The 15654-nt window shown below is 70.4% G+C and carries 11 protein-coding genes; 2 read left to right on the top strand and 9 right to left on the bottom strand.

Annotation, left to right across the window (positions count from 1 at the left end; translation table 11 throughout):
• The gene (locus J2848_RS14870) at positions 1-1239 is read left to right on the top strand and encodes a M20/M25/M40 family metallo-hydrolase (RefSeq protein ID WP_149231992.1); all 1239 of its coding nucleotides are present in this window, start codon (positions 1-3) and stop codon (positions 1237-1239) included.
• Positions 1240-1250: 11 nt separating this feature from the next.
• Here J2848_RS14870 and J2848_RS14865 read toward each other — a convergent pair whose 3' ends face one another.
• The 7 genes from J2848_RS14865 to J2848_RS14835 all read right to left on the bottom strand — a co-directional run bounded on the left by J2848_RS14865 (position 1251) and on the right by J2848_RS14835 (position 9668).
• On the bottom strand, positions 1251-1778 hold the full coding sequence (locus J2848_RS14865; protein ID WP_149231993.1) for a DUF2867 domain-containing protein: 528 nt from the start codon (positions 1776-1778) through the stop codon (positions 1251-1253).
• Between the two features lie 97 nt (positions 1779-1875).
• On the bottom strand, positions 1876-3672 hold the full coding sequence (locus J2848_RS14860; protein ID WP_149231994.1) for an alpha/beta hydrolase: 1797 nt from the start codon (positions 3670-3672) through the stop codon (positions 1876-1878).
• Complete coding sequence (locus tag J2848_RS14855; RefSeq protein WP_246193920.1) at positions 3669-6080, bottom strand: glycoside hydrolase family 2 protein; 2412 nt, start codon at positions 6078-6080, stop codon at positions 3669-3671. Before J2848_RS14855 ends, J2848_RS14860 begins: the two co-directional genes overlap by 4 nt.
• A 108-nt stretch (positions 6081-6188) precedes the next feature.
• Positions 6189-7151 (bottom strand): DUF1839 family protein, encoded by a 963-nt coding sequence (locus tag J2848_RS14850; protein ID WP_149232068.1) that lies wholly within the window; start codon positions 7149-7151, stop codon positions 6189-6191.
• An 8-nt stretch (positions 7152-7159) separates the two neighbouring features.
• Positions 7160-8086, bottom strand: coding sequence for an amino acid--[acyl-carrier-protein] ligase (locus J2848_RS14845; protein ID WP_149231996.1), 927 nt, complete (start codon positions 8084-8086; stop codon positions 7160-7162).
• Positions 8083-9294: an acyl-CoA dehydrogenase family protein gene (locus J2848_RS14840; protein WP_170307060.1), complete on the bottom strand. Its 1212-nt coding sequence runs from the start codon at positions 9292-9294 to the stop codon at positions 8083-8085. Before J2848_RS14840 ends, J2848_RS14845 begins: the two co-directional genes overlap by 4 nt.
• Positions 9291-9668 (bottom strand): acyl carrier protein, encoded by a 378-nt coding sequence (locus J2848_RS14835; RefSeq protein WP_253568657.1) that lies wholly within the window; start codon positions 9666-9668, stop codon positions 9291-9293. Before J2848_RS14835 ends, J2848_RS14840 begins: the two co-directional genes overlap by 4 nt.
• A gap of 621 nt (positions 9669-10289) precedes the next feature.
• Here J2848_RS14835 and J2848_RS14830 point away from each other — a divergent pair.
• Complete coding sequence (locus J2848_RS14830) at positions 10290-12953, top strand: methyl-accepting chemotaxis protein (protein ID WP_149231997.1); 2664 nt, start codon at positions 10290-10292, stop codon at positions 12951-12953.
• Between the two features lie 19 nt (positions 12954-12972).
• Here J2848_RS14830 and J2848_RS14825 read toward each other — a convergent pair whose 3' ends face one another.
• Together J2848_RS14825 and J2848_RS14820 are read right to left on the bottom strand one after the other, a co-directional pair.
• Positions 12973-13680, bottom strand: a complete 708-nt coding sequence (locus J2848_RS14825; protein ID WP_301311644.1) for a Crp/Fnr family transcriptional regulator — start codon at positions 13678-13680, stop codon at positions 12973-12975.
• A gap of 98 nt (positions 13681-13778) precedes the next feature.
• Positions 13779-15587 carry an ABC transporter ATP-binding protein/permease gene (locus tag J2848_RS14820; protein ID WP_246193922.1) on the bottom strand — a complete coding sequence of 603 codons (1809 nt, stop codon included), beginning with the start codon at positions 15585-15587 and terminating at the stop codon, positions 13779-13781.
• Between the last annotated feature and the right edge of the window lie 67 nt (positions 15588-15654).

Genomic DNA, 15654 nt, shown 5'->3' with positions numbered 1-15654 from the left:
ATGACCGACCTGTCCCCCTCCCTCGCCGCCACCTTGGATGAGGCGGTGAACGCCCGCTTCGACGAGGAGGTCCGTTTCCTGGCGGAGCTGGTGAAGGTGCCGTCCGACAACCCGCCGGGCGACTGCGCCCCCCACGCCGTCCGTGCCGCCGAGCTGCTGGAGGCGATGGGCTTCACGGTGGAGCGCCACCCGGTGCCGGCCGAGCTGGTGCGGGCGAACGGCATGATCAGCGCCACCAATCTGGTGATCCGCCACCGCTTCGGCGATGGCCCTACGGTCGCGCTGAACGCCCATGGCGACGTGGTGCCGCCCGGCGAGGGCTGGTCGAGCGATCCCTACGGCGCCGAGATCCGCGACGGCGTGATGTATGGCCGCGGTGTGGCGGTGTCGAAGTCGGACTTCGCCACCTACGCCTTCGCGCTGCGGGCGCTGATGGCCTCGCAGGCCGCGCTGAAGGGCACGGTCGAGCTGCATCTGACCTATGACGAGGAGGCCGGCGGCGAGATCGGGCCGAAATGGCTGCTCGACCAGGGCATTTCCAGGCCGGATTACGCGGTGTCGGCCAGCTTCGCCTATTCGGTGGTGACCGGGCACAATGGCTGCCTGCATCTGGAGGTGCAGGTCGACGGCAAGTCCGCCCATGCCGCCCGCCCCGACACCGGCCATGACGCGCTGGAGGCGGCGACCGGCATCCTGACCGCGCTCTACGCCCACCGGCCGGAACTGGCGACGCGCCGGTCGGGCGTCACCGGCATCACCCACCCGTCGCTGACGGTCGGGCTGATCCAGGGCGGCATCAACACCAACGTGGTGCCCGACCGCGTCACCTTCCGCCTCGACCGCCGCATGATCCCGGAAGAGAACCCGGCGGAGGTCGAGGGCGAACTGCGCAGCCTGATCGAAGGGGCAGCCGCAGGCCGTGACGGCATCCGCGTCACCATCCGCCGCATCCTGCTGGCCCGCCCCTTCCGCTCCGTCGGCGATGCGCCACGGCTGGCGGCCCTGTTCGCCGCCCAGGCGCAGGAGGTGCTGGGCGTGCCGGTCGGCCAGAACGGCATCCCGCTCTACACCGACGCCCGCCATTATTCGGAAGCCGGCATCCCCACCATCCTCTACGGCGCCGGCCCGCGCGACCTGCTGGAGGCCAACGGCCACCGCGCCGACGAGAAGCTGGTGCTGGAGGATCTGCGGCGGGCGACCCAGGTGGTGGCGCGGTCGCTGGCGGAACTGCTGGCCTGATTGGGGTGTGATCACCCGGCCTTGCGGGCGAGATAGCTCCGAAGCGAGGCCGGGACGATCATCCTGTGCATCGGCTTGACCACCAGCATGTAGGTCCTGCCGAGCCGGTTCTTCGTCCTGACCACCGTGGTGACCGCCGCCCAGTGACCGTTCCCGTCGGACGGCAGCTTGCGCACCGACAGCCAGACGTCGAGATGCCGGTCGCGGTCGCACACGACCGCCTCGTCCTCGCGGCTCTCGACCAGCGTGAAGATGCCGATCCTGTCGCCGGGCCGGTAGGAACCAATTGGCTTCGCCGGATCGACGGCGCCGAGCGCCCCCAGATCCTTCAGGCCGATCAGCCGGACGGCCTTGTTCCGCAGCCACATCATCCCCTCGATCCAGGCCGGGCTGGCGGCCAGCACGTCGATGAGGAGTTCCAGGGCGGACAGCCCCGGATCGGGCACCGGAAAGCGGTAGCAATCGTGGAAGTCCGCCGTCGGGAGACGCGGATACAACGCGCAGCCGGCCGGAACCTCCGAAAGCTCAATCCGGTGCATCGGAACGGTCTCCGCAGGACATGGCAATTCGACCGACGTTCCGCCTCAACCGGGGCTCGTGTCAATACGCCTCCCGTGCCCTTCCCGGATGTGCTCCCTACCCCACCCGTTCACCGGACGGCAGCCCCCCCGATGGCAAACCAAGGTTCCAGCCGGGCAGTTCCGAGCCGGCGGGGTCGGCCTGCGCCGCGCTGTCCAGATTGGCCAGATGGCGGTCGATCATCCGGTCCAGCCGGTCGCGCGCCTCCCACACCGTCAGGCTGTGGTCGGAGCGGTCGAGATAGGCCACCTCGATGCCGGGCAGGCCGTCCAGGGCGCGGCCGCCCTCGCCCAGATGCAGGTAGAACTCGGCCAGCGTCATGTCGCCGCTGCTGTAGACCACCAGCACCCGCCGGCCTTCCGCCGACAGGCGGCGGAACATGCGCAGCGCGTGGCGGGTCAGGCCGGTGCGGAGAAGCAGCTTGCGGACGAAACGGCCGGCCAGCCGTTTGGTCAGCCCGGTCAGGCGGGCGGGCTTGCGGAAGCTGGCGCGCAGCCGGGACGGCTTCAGCGCCTCCATCAGATATTCCCTGGTGGAGCGGAAGGCGACCGTCCGCATCAGTTCCGACACGGCGATGCCGCCGCCCATCTCGAACCGGCCGGGGTTCAGCACGATCTGGCCGACGACGCGGTCGTCACCCAGGCCGGCATGCAGGGCAGGCGTTCCGCCGGCGCACAGGCCGATGACGACGACGCGCTCGTGCCCCTGCTCCTCCAGCCAGCCGAGTGCTGCGCGGACGTCGTCCATCACCTCCTTGTTGTAGAGCAGATTGTCGGGGAAGCCCGGACGGTCGGGGCTGTCGCCGATGCCGGCGGCATCGATGCGCAGCGAAGTGTAGCCGCGCGCCGCCAGCCGCCGCGCCTGCACCACCGTGGCGCGGCCGGAGCCGACATGGTGGGTGGCGCCGCTGTTCAGGAACAGGATGGCGGGCCGGTTGCCGGCCGGATCGGCCAGGACGGGCGTGCAATAGATGCCGAACAGCTCCGGTGCGGTGCCGAAGAAGATCGGACGTTCGACCGCGGTCGGCATCATCAGCCCGGCGGGCCGGTCCGGCGGCGGGGTGGCGCCGGTGACGACCGGCGCGGCGGCGACGATCCAGCGCAGCACCGGCTCGAACGCCGCGGCGGCCTGGGCGCGCTGCGGCTGCTGGGTCAGCTCCATTATGCCGCTGACGCCCATCGGTTCGGCCACCGCGCCCAACGTGCGCCAGCGGGCGGCCAGCTTCACCGGCGTCTTCCCTTCCGGCCGGTCGGCGATCAGGATGCGCGGGGCCGGCAGGGCCGGCGCGTCGCAGGGGTTGAGGCCGCCGAGCGTCAGCGCGGTTTCCGGCGTCAGCGGCATGCCGATGACGTTCAGCCAGGAGGCGCGCTCCGGCGGTTCCGGGTTGCAGACCGGGCGCAGCACGATGGACGACAGCGTCTGGAGTTCGCGGACCGCCTTGCGGCCCGAGGTGATCGGCGCCAGCAGGACCAGCCTGTCGATGCCCTGCCCGTCCGCCGCCATCTCCAGCGCGGCGGCGGTGGCGAGCAGCGCGCCCATGCGGAAGCCGACCAGGGTCACGTCGGTGACGCCGGTGTCCTCGCGCAGGCGGCGGACCGCCGCCTTGATGCCGTCGAGCCAGGCGCGAACCCGGTCCGGCTCGCCGTCGTCGCCGGCCGAATCGCCCGATCCGGGATAATCGAACCGCAACGTCGGCAGCCCGGCCCCCGCCAGACTCTCGGCGAAGCTCTTCCAGGCCCGGTGGGCGCATAGCTCCTCATAGCCGTAGGGACCGCAGAGGACCACCCCGCGCCGTCCCTCCGCCGGGTGCAACCATCCGAAACAACCCTCGAACACCACCGGTGTCGGCTTCATGCGTTCCCCCTGTAGCGGACGGGCGCCAGCGCGTTCAGCGCGTGGACCTCGCCATCGGGCACCATCCGTCCGGCCGATGCCGTCCCGTCCGTAACCCCAACCCCAACTCCCGAGCCGGCCCGCGGCCGCAGGCGGACCAGCCGCTCGACGCCGGGAGGCAGATGGAACCAGCCGTCGTCGGCCTGGAACCGCCCGTCCTCCACATGCACCGAACAGGCGAAGCGCCTGGTGGCAAGCCGCAACGCCCAGTCGTCCCCGCCCCCGCTCCCTTGGGCCTCCACCACCGCCGTCAGGTCGAGATCCTGCCGCGGCAGCGAACGTCCCTTGGGGAAATAATGAGACTCGTCGATTGGTTCCGCGCCCCTTTCGGCCGACAGCAATTGCGCCGTCACCACATCGTGCGAGATAGGCCCAAACCGGTAGGCGTAGGTCGTGTCAAAAAAGCGGTCGGACAGTTCGGCGGCGGCCAGCGCCACCGCACTCCTCGCCGGCAGCGTCACCGGCCGCTCCGCCTTCAGCACAGGCACCACCCCATCGCGCCAAGCCGTCAGCCGCAGCAGCGCTTCCACCGGCCGGGCGGTGTCGTTGACCAGATGGACTGCCAGCCCATTCACCCCCTCGTCGGTCAGGATGACCCGCAGCGGGCGGAAGGCGCGCCTCAGCGCGTACCAGGCCGGCTTCGGCGAGCCGTCGGCGCCGACCACGCCCCAGCCGGCGCCCCAACCACTACCGGGCCACGGATCGCGCCACTGCCAGACCAGCCCGCCGGCACAGCTCGATCCGGCGCGCCGCCACTCGTCGAACACCGCCTGCATCACCTCGCCGGTCACCGCGCGCGACAGGCGGCGGTAGCGGTCGGGGTCCTCATAGCGCAGGCGGCGCGGATCGACGGCGTAGAGCGTCTCCAGATAATGCTCGCGCACATCCTCGAAGTCCCAGGAGGCGCCGGGATCGCGCGGCACCCGCGCCTTCCAGCGGGGATGGTGAAGCGCCGGGACGCCGAGCGGATCGTCCGCCGGGAGGTTGGCGAAGGCGAGGCATTCGCTGGCGAAGCGCACCCCCGCCCGCCGGGCATCCTCCAGCGGCCTCAGATAGGCGCCGACGCCGTAATAATGGGTCACCCCGGCATCGGCGATGAAGGGCAGCGGCCCGCCGCTGGGCGAGTTCGGCACCCGGATCAGGTCGGGCCGCCGGGCCACCGATTCCTCGGCGATCACCGCCGTCAGGGCTGCTTGCGTCCAGGAGGCGCGGGGCAGGCCCAGCATGGCCGCCTGCTGCTCCATCTCGCTGCCACCGCAGAGCACCGCCAGCGACGGCGAGGCCTGGGTGCGGTCGAGCAGCTGCGCGATCTCGGCCCGCACGCTGGTCAGGAAGGCGGCGTCGGTGGGATAGTCGAAGTTGGCGAACATGGCGTCCTGCCAGACCAGATGGCCCAGTTCGTCGCACAGCTCGAAGAAGGCATCGCCCTCGTACAGCATGGTGCCGCCGACACGGACCATGTTGGCGCCGGCCTCGCGCAGCCGGCGCAGCTCCGGCTCATAGGCGGCGCGGTCCGAGGACAGCCCGACCAGATCGACCGGGACCCAGCAGCCGCCCCGGCAGAACACCCGCTCGCCATTCACCAGCAGCGCGAAGCCATTGCCGTCCAAACCGCGGTCGACGGCCAACGAGCGGAAGCCGACGCGGCCGAGGTCGACTTCGACCGATCCAATCCGGGCGGTCACGCCGTGCAGAACCGGCTCGCCATGGGTGTGCGGCCACCAGGGCTCGACGCCGGGCAGGGTCAGGTCGGCCTGGAAGCCGTCGACGCCATCGAAGGCGAGCGGCGCCGTATGGCCGGCTACCTCGACCGATCCGGCGGTGCCGGGCGTCGCTCCCTCCACGGTCAGGCGCAGCGAGAGGTGGCCGTCCCGCCCGTCATAGCCGCTGCGCAAATCGGCGGCGACCACGCGCAAGGGGCCGGTCTCCTCCACCAGCTCCACCGGGCGGAAGGGGCCGACGGCGTGGAACGGCGGGCACCAGCCCGGCATATGGCCCAGCAGGGTGGTGCGGACGAAGCGCAGCCCCGCCGGTTCGGCCAGCTTCGGCCGCCAGCGGGCCCGGCCCTTCTTCGCCGCCAGCACCGGATGCAGGGCGTGGAAGCGGATGGACAGTTCCGCCTCGCCGTCCAGCGTCACCGGCACCTCATGGGCCAGATACATGCTGTCGGAGGTCAGGATGCGCTCGCCGTCCAGCCGCACCTCCGCGATGGTGGCGAGGCCGTGGAAGCGCAGGACATGGGGGCCATGGCCGATCAGGCTGGTTCGGTAGACGAAATCCCTGTCGTGAAGCGGCGCGGGGTCCTCCTGAGACCACAGTCCGGCGGCCTGGAGGGCCTGGGCGGCGGTGCCGGGCACCGGGGCGGGCATGCCCTCCCCGCTCTCCGGTCCGCCGGGCGCCGAGACGGTCAGCGTCCATCCCCGATCCAGAAGGGTCCGAATTTGTCCCGTGACCGATCGGATGCGGGCCATCGCCGCTCACCCGTAACGGCGGGCCAGACTGCCCAGGACGGTGTCGTAGCCCCGTTCCAGCCGGTCGAAGCTGTCGGTCAGGTCGGGCGCCTTGCGCCGGGCCACGGTGCGGGCCAGCTGGAACTGCATGGCCTTGGCGCCCTCGGCGATCGACTGGCAGGCCTCCACCGCGTCGGCCGGGCCGTCGAGCCAGCGGAGATGGGCGCCCAGCAGTTCGAAATTGGCGCCGAGCTGGCGCAGCAGGTTGAAGGCGTAGAGGTGGAAATACTCCATCGGCCGGGCCAGCAGCCGGTCGAGATGCTCCGGGAAGGCGGCGCGGTAGGCCGTCACCGGATTGCCGGCCGGCCGGCGGGCGAGGTGGCGGCGCAGCAGCTCCAGCGACGCGGTGACCAGCGCCCCGCCCTCCAGAGCCTTCCTGCTCGGCTTCACGAACTCGACATAGGGGAAGAGCGGCCCGGCCGCCGCCGCGGCGACACCCTGGTAATCGGCGCCGTCGAGCCGGTAGAAGCCGGCATTGTGGAAATAATCCATCGTCCCGGCGGCCGGGTCGATGCGGACGATGCCGACCGTGGTCTTCACATGGGTGGTGCCGTAGGAGGTGCCGCGGGTGTCCGGCAGGTGGAAGCCGTCGACCTCCACCAGCACCAGCCCGCCGCCGCCAAGATTATCGGGCGGACTGCGCCGCAACTGCTCGGCCACATGGGTCTCGACGCTGTCGTAGATCGCCAGCTCCTGCACGCGCAGGCCGTACAGGGTCTCCAGATCCTCCAGCGGCACCTTGAAGAAGGTGAACTGGTCGCCTTCGAAATCCTGGGTGACGGTGAAGCCCAGCATGGCCCGCGGCTCCAATCCGCGGGCATGCAGCGCCTCGATCCACAGATCGACGTAGCAGTTGGTCTCCGGCCAGATGCGCTCCCCCTGGTGCAGGGGATGGCGGTCGTAGCCGTCGGGGTGGCGCTGCGTCCACATGGCTCCGCTCACCCCCACAGGACCTTGCGCACCGACGCCGGCCACTGCGCGGTGTCGAAGCCGTGGTGGCGGAACAGCGCCAGCGCCACGCGTTCCATTCCGAAACCGACGCAGGCGGTGTGGGCGACGCCGCCATCGGCGGTGTGGATGTCCCACAGATGGCCGAAATGGTCCTGGTGATAGTTGAAGCTGAGGCAGGCGGTCGGCTTTTCGGTGCTGGTGATCGGGATCAGCAGCTCGAACTTCAGCTTCTGCTCGCGCTGGCTGTTCGACAGCATGGCGCCGGCCCGGCCGAAGAAGGGGTCGTTGGCGACATCGACGTCGAGCGGCACGTCGAGCGTGCCCATCATCTCGCGCCCGCGCTCCAGCCACAGCTCGCGGAACTCCACCACCTGATCGGGGGTGCCGATGCGGATGTACTCGCGCATGCGGAACAGCTGCATGCGGGCCGGGTCGATCGACGGTTCATGCCGGAAGCAGTAGGAGAAGACGTCGATCAGCTTGCCCTCGCCGGGCAGCGGGCCGCGGCGGGCGATGGTCGGATAGACGGGATAGCAGGCGGCCGGCGTCATCACCACGTCGGTCGCGACCTGATCCTCGGTCCAGTCCTGCCCCTCCTCCAGCCGGCGCAGCAGGGTGCGGTGGGCCTTTTCGTCGCCGCCGAAGCTGTGGATGGTGCCGGCCAGATGGGGAAAGCTCTTCAGATACTCGCTTTCCTCGAAATACTGGCGGTTCAGGGCCGGCGGGAAGCGCATCACCTCCGCCCCGTCCTGGCCGCCCCAGCGGGTGACCAGCGCGTCGAAACGCTCCACCACATCCTCGAAGACCCCGCTGCGGCCATAGAGGCCATCCACCCCGGTGGGGATCAGCAGGCCCGCTTCCACCAGCTCGTCGCGATAGGCGGCCTGGGCGGCCGTGATGTCGACCATGTTCATTCGAAAGGCCCCGACCCGTCGCGCTGGACGAGAAGCTGGGTGGAGATGTGCGACATGATGCGGTCGTTGCCGATCATGAGCGCGGCGGAATGGGCGTCGCGGAGATGGCGGCCCAGGCTGTAAGGGGTGTCGTTGCGGTAGCCGGCGAGGCCGCAGGTGCGGATCGCCGCCTCCACGATCTCGCGCACCAGCTCCGAGGTGGTGACCTTCAGCGTGCCCATGGCGGTGGCGAAGGACAGCCCGGTCAGCAGTTCCGGCGAGCCGCAGGCCAGTTCGTACTGGCGGATGGCGGTCAGAATGACGGCCTTCATCTGCTGGAGCTTGGCGGTCGCCTCGGCCAGCCGCACGGCGGACGCCGGGGTGGTGCCGGGCTTGCGCTTGGCCTCCGATCGGACGAAGGCGCGGGCTCGGCTGACGGCGTCGGCGGCGATGCCGAGCCAGGTGCTGCTCCACAGGATGTGGGTCACCGGCAGCATGGTCTGGGCCGACAGGTCGGCATAGGGCAAGGGCAGGATCTGGCCGATGACGCCGGCCGCCTCGAGCCGGTAGCCGTCGGAGCAGGTGCCGCGCATGCCCATCGCGTCCCAGCGGGTGGTCTTCTCCAGCCGGTAATCGTCCCTGGTCACCACCACCAGCACCTGATCCGACGACGGGGCATCGGGGTTGCGGCGCGCGGTGACCAGGATCACGTCCGACTGGTCGCCGTAGGAGATGACGGACGCGTTCTTTGCCAGGGTGAAGCCCTCACCCCCAGCTCCCTGATCTGCCCGCACCGCGCAGACGCTGTTGCGGATGTCGCCGCCGGTCTCGGCCTCGGTCGTGGCGGAGCCGAGGAGGAGTTGTTCGGCGGCGATGCGCGCCATCAGGCCGCGATGCCAGGCGTTGTCGCCATGGTTGACCAGACAGGCGATCTGGATCTGGTGCATGGCGTAGATCATGCCGGTGGCGGCACAGCCGCGGGCCAGCGCATGGCAGGCCGCAGCCACTTCGAACAGCGAGGCACCGCCGCCGCCGAGTTCCGCCGGGATCATGACACCCAGCAGCTTCTGCTCGCGCAAGGCATCGAAGGCCTCGGTGGGGAACCGGCCGTCGCGGTCGACGGCTTCGGCATGGCGCGCGGCGATCTCGGCGCCGATGGCGCGCGCACGGGCCGCAACATTGACCGAGCCGGATGTCGGCTCGACCAAGCCGGCCGGGGCGGCGTTCACGCCTCGCCCCCGTTTACGAGGCCGCGCACCGCGTCGCGGATGGCGGCGATGCTCTCGAAGGTGCGGCGGTTCAGCAGCTTTTCGGGAAACTCGACGTCGAACTGCTCCTCCAGCCCCAGCATCAGGCCGACACAGCCGTGCGAGGTGAGGCCGGCGGCATAGAGGTCGTCATGGAGGGCGAGCGTCCCGGCATCGACCGCCAGACCGCCGCATTCCGCCAGGACGGAGCGGATGCCGGCGATCATCCCGTCATCTGCTCCCCCGGCGGCCCCGCCGGAGATCCCGCTGGCGGCGGAAGCGGAGAGGCCGGCGACCCCGGCGCTCAGGGAACCCTGGAAGGATGGATTGTAAGGCGGGCTGGCATCCTGCGGCATTCTCGAAATTCCCTCGGGCAAACTTGCTGATCAGAAGCTAGCCACGCCACCCCCGTGCTTCCACTCGGCATCGGTATGGCGGCAACGCTATCCAAGTGATCGCTTTTTCGCCGGTGGGGGTAAGCACAGGGATAGGGTCGGTCGATGGCCCGGATGCCTTTGGTGCTGCCCGCTATGGCCATGATCCTTGCGCATAGGCTCAGCTTTCGGCTTGGGCTTGGCCATTGGCTGGCAAGGCGTCGGGCCTCCTGCGCCGCGGACCAACAACGCCGCCGGTGGGCAATGGAGTTTCCCGCGGGTGAAATTTTTCCATCCGCGATGGCTACCTCTTCCGTATAGCGGAAAGGCAGGAACTATCTTTTCTCGTCAGCGGAAAAGAAGTTGACGGCTGGTCGCCCCGTCGAAAAGCATGCAATGGCCGGTGTGGCCGATGGTCGCAAGCGCCCCTTGGCGCTTGCATTGCCATGATTGCGCACAATGCGGACTTGTGGCCCCACGGGAGGCCGCCGACGCCCGGCCAGAGTTCGTATGGGCAGAGTTCGTTTGGGCAGAGTTCGTGCCGGCCTCTTTTTCGTGCAGATCGACCAGCGACCACACCCGTCTTTCAGGGGAACCGACGCCATGACCACCGCCGCACCCGCCGCCCCACAGCCGGGCTCCGCCCCATCCGCTGACTTCTCCGGCGGGGATGCCGGGTACCGCCCGACGGTGAAGATGGGTGTGCGGGCCAAGCTGATGCTGGCCTTCGCCGGCATGGCGGCGATGACGGTGGCGGCGAGTGCGGTCGGCCTGATGTCCTTCTCCGCGGTCGAACAACCGATGGCGCAGATCGCCGACACCAGCCTGCCGGAGATGGAGCTGGCGACCCGGCTGGCCGGCGAAAGCGGCGCCATCGCCTCGGCCGCCCCCATGCTGGACGGCGCCGACAGCCAGGAGGAGCGGGAACGGCTGCGGACGGACGCGCAGGAGCGCGCCCGCCGCTTCCTGTCGCTGGTGGACGAGCTGGCCGGACGCCGGCCGCAGGACCCGCTGCTGTCGGAGGTGCGCGAGACCGGCAACGCGCTGATCGCCACGCTGGACCGCATCAACGACGGCGTGGCGCGGCGCCTGTCCCTGCATGGCCGGCGCGAGGCGGCCTCCGCCCGGCTGGCCCAGACCTATGATGGCTTCCTCAAGACCCTGGCGCCACTCGTGGACGGCGCCGGTCAGGCCTTGCAGGAAAAAGGCATGGCGCTCGACGGCGGCACCGACCGTGACATGGGGACGCTGTCGGACGCCGTGCGGTCGATGATCGCACTCTATGACCTGCGCGGCGGCATCGCCGGCGCGCTCGACGCCATGAACCGGTCCGGCACCGCGCTGGACGCCAAGGCCATCGGCGAGTTGCAGCAGGCCTATCTGGAAGCGTCCTCCCAGGTGACCGGCACGCTCGGCACGCTGGGCGACCGCCTGCCGGCCGACACCGCCGGCAGGATCGATGCGCTGTTCCTGTTCGGCTATGGCAAGGACAATGTCTTCGACCTGCGCCGCGCCGCCCTGGACGGCACCGAGAACAGCGGCGGCGTGGCCGACCGGCGGCTGGCCGAGCGGCTGACGTCCGCCCGGACCCAGGCCGCCCAGCTGCTCGACGGGCTGAAGGCGCCGCTGCGCAAGGTGCAGAGCGACATCAAGCGCGCCAACTTCGACATCCGTTCCCAGGTGCAGGAGGCGGTGCAGGACCTGCTCGGCCGCGGGCTGGAGCAGTTCCGCACGAACCTGGAGCTGTCGACCTACGGCACCGCCCTGACCGGCGCCCTGAGCGAGGCGGCGCAGGCCCCCGATGCCGCGCGGCTGGATCTGCTGGAGAAGCGCTTCGCCGCCGCGTCCTCGTCGCTCTATGAGCGGATCGGCACGCTGCGCGGGCAAAGTGGCGAGAATGCCGCCGGCACCGAGGTGCTGGCCGCGCTGGTGAAGGCGCTGATCGGCTTCGGCCGCGGCGAGGAAGGGGTGATCGCGCTCCGCCGCGGCGAGTTGGCGGCGATGGCCGACACCGAAAGGATGCTCGCCGAGAACCGGGAGCTGGCCCAGCGCTTCGCCGCCACCGTCGACCGCAAGATCGCCGCGATGCGGGAAGAGGCGAAGGCCGCGGTCGCCGGCACCGACAGCACCATCGCCGCCGGCCGCCACATGCTGATCCTGTTCGCGGTCGGCAGCCTGATCGGCGCCGCCGCCCTGGCCTGGCTGGTGGTCGGCCGCCACATCGTCGCCCGGCTGAGCGCGCTGTCCGACGCCATGCGGGCGATCGCCGACGGCCGGCTCGATGCGCCGATCCCCGCCGCCGGTGCGGACGAGATCGGCGACATGACCCGCGCCCTGATGATCTTCCGCGACACCGCCAACGAGGCGAAGGCCGCCAACGCCCGTGCCGAGGCGGAGCGCGGCCGGGCGGCCGGCGAACGCCGCCGCGCCATGGTCGAGATGGCGGAGAATTTCGAGAGCAGCGTCCGCGGCGTGCTCGACCGCGTCGCCCAGGCCGCCGGCGAGATGCAGGACATGGCCGAACGCATGAGCCGCAGCGCCGACCTGACCGCCGGGGAGGCGACGACCGCCGCCGGCAGTTCCCAGCAGGCCGAAGGCAACGTCAAGGCGGTCGCCGCCGCGACGGAGGAGCTGTCGGCCTCGATCCAGGAGATCGGCACCCAGGTCCATGCCTCCAGCCAGATCGCCCGCAAGGCCGCCGACGAGGCGGAGCGCACCGACCGCACGGTGGAGGGGCTGGCCCAGACCGCCGGCCGCATCGGCGAGGTGGTCGGGCTGATCCAGTCGATCGCCGGCCAGACCAACCTGCTGGCGCTGAACGCCACCATCGAGGCGGCCCGCGCCGGCGAGGCCGGCAAGGGCTTCGCCGTCGTCGCGTCGGAGGTGAAGGGGCTCGCCACCCAGACCGCGAAGGCGACGGAGGACATCTCCGCCCAGATCGCCGCCATGCAGTCGGTGACCCAGGAGGCGGTGGACGCCATCCGCTCGATCGCCGGCACCATCCGCGAGGTGAACGAGATCGCCGCCACCATCGCCGCCGCGGTGGAGCAGCAGAGTGCGGCCACCCGCGAGATCGCCCGCAATGTCGGCGAGGCGGCGGACAGCACCCAGCATGTGCGCGGCAACATCGACAGCGTCGCCGAAGCGGCGCGGGAGTCGGGGGAGTCGGCCAACCGCGTGCTGTCGGCCTCCTCCACCGTGCAGGACCAGCTGCGGACGCTGGCCGGTCAGGTCGACGGGCTGGTCGGGGAAATGCGGGCGGCCTGAGCAGCCTTCCGGGGACGGGCTACGGCCCGTCCGCCAGGTCTTGCAGGCCGTCCAGGTCGCAGCGGAAGCGGTTGGGCCGCAGCTCTTCCAAGAGGCCCTGCCGCTTCAGTTCCGCCACCACGCGGCTGGCGGTCTCGGTGGTGATGCCCAGCACGGCGCCGACATCCTCCCGGCCGAAGAAGTCGCATTCGCCCCGGTCGTCGACCAGGGTCAGGAACAGCCGGGCGACCCGTGCCCGGGCGCTGCCGGTGCCGAGTTCGACCAGGAAGGCGTCGGCCCGCTCCACCGCCTGATGCCAGCGGCGCATCAGCTGCTGGTGCAGGTGCTGCGTCTCCTCCGACAGGCGCTGGATCACCGCGCGCGGGATGCGGCAGGTCAAAACCGGGTGGATGGCGATGGCGGTGTGGCGATAGGGCTCGCCCAGCGCAGCCTCCAGCCCGGCGGTGTCGCCGGTGCGCAGGAGACGGACGATGCGCTGGCCGCCATTCGGCAGATACTGCACCAGCTTCACCAGCCCGCCGCGCACGGTGTAGAGCGCCGCCGGCTCGTCGCCGACATGATAGAGCGCCGCGCCCGGCGCCACCGTCATCTCGTCGATCGGCAGATGGATCAGCTTGAAATCGGGTTCCGTCAGGTCGGCGAACAGCGCCGAGTCCCGGATGCCGCACCCCCGGCAATTCGCCAGCCCCCGCCATGCCGCGTTGATGCTGGTCTTCTTCACGCTCATGTCCATGATGGTGCGGGGCGGCTATTCTGTGGGTACGAACGGTGACCGCCGCGCAGTGTGGCAGCTTTTCGGACGGGTTCCAAGGTTCCGGGGAGCTTCTAGGCCGCGCTTTCGGCCACCGGCGGGACTTCGCGGAACTCCTCCCGCAGGGTGACGGCGCCGTTGGTGCGCTCCAGCACCAGCTTGCGGCCGTGATGGGCGTCCAGCCCGGCATGATGGCCGATGGTCAGCAGGGTGGCGTGCGGCAGCTCCCGCTCCATCAGGGACAGCAGTTCCTCCTCCGCCGGAGGATCGAGGCTGTCGGTGGCGTCCTCCAGGAAGATCCAGTCGGGGCGGCGGATCAGCAGCCGGGCGAAGCCCAGGCGCTGGCGCTCCGGCACCGACAGCACCTCGTCCCAATGGTCGCGGCTGTCCAGCCGGTCGACCAGATCGGGCAGCCCGACGCTGACCAGCGCTTCCGCCGCCTTGTCGTCGCCGACCGAGGAGGAGGCGCCGGGATAGGCCAGCACCGCGCGCAGGCTGGCATGGGGCAGATAGGGACGTTCGGGCATGAAGAAGACGCGGGTGTGGGCCGGCAGGGTGATCAGCCCGCGGCCCCAGGGCCAGACGCCGGCCACCGCCCGGAACAGGCGGATGGTCGCCGTGGCGTCGCCGCCGATCAGCACGCGGTCGCCCGGCCGCACCTCCAGATCGAAAGGATGGACGACGGCCGTGCCGTTCGGCTCGTCGATGGCGACGCCGCGGAAGGTCAGGGTGCTGTGCTCGTCGGCGCGAACCAGCTGGATATGGCCGTCCGGCACGTCGCAGACGTCGCGGTCCAGCCGCACCAGCGCGTCGTGCAGGTTCAGCACGCGCTCCACCGACGCCCGCCATTCGGCGACGCGCGGCAGATTGTCGATCGGCCAGGACAGGGCGCCGACCGTCTGCTGGAAGGCCTGCGCCGTCTGCATCAGCACGCCCAGCGTGATGGTGCCGGCGATGTAGCGCGGGGCGGCGACCAGGATCGGGAAGGCGGCGGACAGCACGGAATAGCTGGCGCTGAACACCATCATGTGGCTGAGCGCCCGGGTCTGGCCGTTCCAGCCCCGCACCACCCCGCCGAACAGGCCGGCGAGATGCCCGCGCTCCGCCGACTCCCCATGCAGCAGGGCGATGGTCTGGCCGTTCTCGCGGATGCGGGCCAGCGCGAAGCGGAAATCGGCCTCGTAGCCCTGGCGCCGGTTGACCGCATTGACCAGCGGCTGGCCGATCAGCATGGCGATGGTGGTGCCCATCGCGGCGTAGAGCAGCGCCACGAACAGCAGATGGCCCGGAATCGCCAACTCCGTCCCCAGCAGCGTGACCGACAGGGTGCCGGACAGCATCCACAGGATGTTGGTGAAGCTGATCAGCAGAAGCGCGCAGTAGGTCAGCGAATGGCCGAGGTCGATCGCCATCTCCGCGGTGATGCGGATGTCCTCGGCGATGCGGCCGTCGGGGTTGTCGTGCTCGCCCGGCATGTAGGCGATCTGGTGGTGGCGGCCGCGGCGCAGCCAGTCTTCCAGCAGCTTGCGCGTCAGCCAGTCGCGCCAGCCCATCTGCAGCCGGCGCTTCACCCGCAGATGCAGCACGACGATGACGATGTTGTAGAGGATGATCAGCCCGACCAGACCGATCATGGTCAGGAAGCGGTCCATGGAGCGCTGTTCGAGCGCGTCGAACAGCCGCTCGCTCCACAGATTGATCAGGACGGGGACCGAGACCTGCCCGACCGTCAGCACCACCAGCGCCACGGTCAGCGCCCAGACGGTCACCCGCGACCGGCCATGCCAGTAGCCGCCCGCGAGAGCCAGGAAGCGGCGGGCGAAGCCGGGCGTGTCGCCGCCGGATTTGCCGTCACCCTTGCTGCCGTCCTTATCGTCGGTCATGCCGCCCATCCCGGGCCTCCGCCCTCAATCCTTCAACGTCCGTATAACTAACGAATAGGACGCGACA

Source organism: Azospirillum lipoferum, assembly GCF_024170005.1.
GTDB classification, from domain to species: Bacteria; Pseudomonadota; Alphaproteobacteria; order Azospirillales; family Azospirillaceae; genus Azospirillum; species Azospirillum lipoferum.
This window is presented reverse-complemented; position numbering and strand designations above follow the sequence as displayed.